1 protein-coding gene is annotated in these 1513 nt (G+C 60.5%); it reads right to left on the bottom strand.

Features of this window, described 5'->3' with window-relative positions; all coding sequences use genetic code 11:
- Positions 1 to 1510 (bottom strand): xanthine dehydrogenase family protein molybdopterin-binding subunit (locus ACXJ7R_RS32285; protein WP_457155341.1); only part of this gene is annotated, 1510 nt, incomplete at its 3' end.
- Positions 1511 to 1513: the final 3 nt, after the last annotated feature.

The following is a 1513-nucleotide window of genomic DNA, read 5'->3' on the forward strand; positions in this document are numbered from 1 at the left end:
GCGCTCCCCAGATCCTTGACGGTGTCGCCGGCATTTCCAGTTGCTGAACACCCATCGGCAGCAGGGCATCCTTGATGGCGCTCATGACCGCGGGCAGCGCGCCCACCGTCCCAGCCTCGCCCGCTCCCTTGACACCAAGYGGGTTGGTCGTGGTGGGGACGGAATGGCTTTCGACGTTGATAGAGGGAAGATCGTCGGCGCGAGGCATGCCGTAGTCCATAAACGACCCCGTCACGATCTGGCCGTCCTCGCTGTAGACGACCTGCTCGCTCAATATCTGTCCAGCACCCTGGGCAACGCCGCCCTGGATCTGTCCCTTGACGAGCATCGGGTTTATCAGCACGCCGACGTCGTCGACGACGTGATAGGCGACGATGCCGGTCATGCCCGTCTGCGGATCGATTTCCACTTCGCAGATGTGGCATCCATTGGGATAGGTGGCCTGCTCGAGCGCAACGATTGCCGTCTCCTGAAGGCCGATTTCCAGTCCCAAAGGCATTCTGGACGGCACGAAGGAAGCGATTGCTACCTCGGCCAGGGAAATGTTCCGGTTAGTGCCGGCAACTGAAAAATAGCCATCCCTGAATTCAATGGCACTTCCCGGCGCATTCAGCAGGTGTGCTGCGATGAGGCGGCCTTTCTCGATGACCTTCTGCGTCGCGCGCACGAAGGCCGCTCCAAACGCCATCATGGTTCGCGATCCGAATGTTCCGCGCCCGTGCGGCACGGCGTCGGTATCTCCAAAGATGATTTGCACGTTCTCGCACGACAATCCGAGGAACTCCTGCGCCATCTGGAGGTAGGCAGTCTCATGACCCTGTCCCTGCGAATGGCTGCCGGCCAGGATTGTCACATTGCCCGACGAATCGAAGCGGATTTCCGCGGACTCTTCGAAAGGACGCTCGAATGGTCCGCCGGCGATCTCGATGACGCAGGCGATGCCGATTCCTCGCAGAAAACCGCGGGCCTTTGCTTCCTCCCGGCGTTCTTCGAACCGGCCCCAGTCGGCGGCGGCGACACATTTGTCCATGACGGCCTCGAACTCGCCGCTGTCATAGGTAAACACAAGCGGTGTCCTGAAAGGCATCGCGCTTGCAGGGATCATGTTCAGTCGCCTGATCTCGACCCTGTCAATGTTCAACTGTCGAGCCGCCTTGTCGATGATCTGCTCTATGCAGAACGACGCCTCGGGGCGGCCCGCGCCGCGGTATGGGCAAGTCGGCAGCGTATTGCTGAAGACGCCGCGCACGWCCACGTCGAAAGCCGGAGTCGTGTACTGGCCGGCCAGTCCGCCGATATTGTTGGTCGGCGAGTGAAGCCCATTGGATGCGACATAGGCTCCGAGATTGGCCAAAGTCGAAACGCGAAGACCCAGGAACCTGCCGCTCTCATCCAGGGCAAGAGATACGTCGGAGACGTTGTCGCGTGATTGATGGTCGGACAAGAAACCCTCCGACCTTTCGCATATGTGCTTGACCGGACTGCCGACGAGTTTGGAGGCCCACAGCACAAG

This window comes from Mesorhizobium sp. P5_C1 (genome assembly GCF_054049815.1).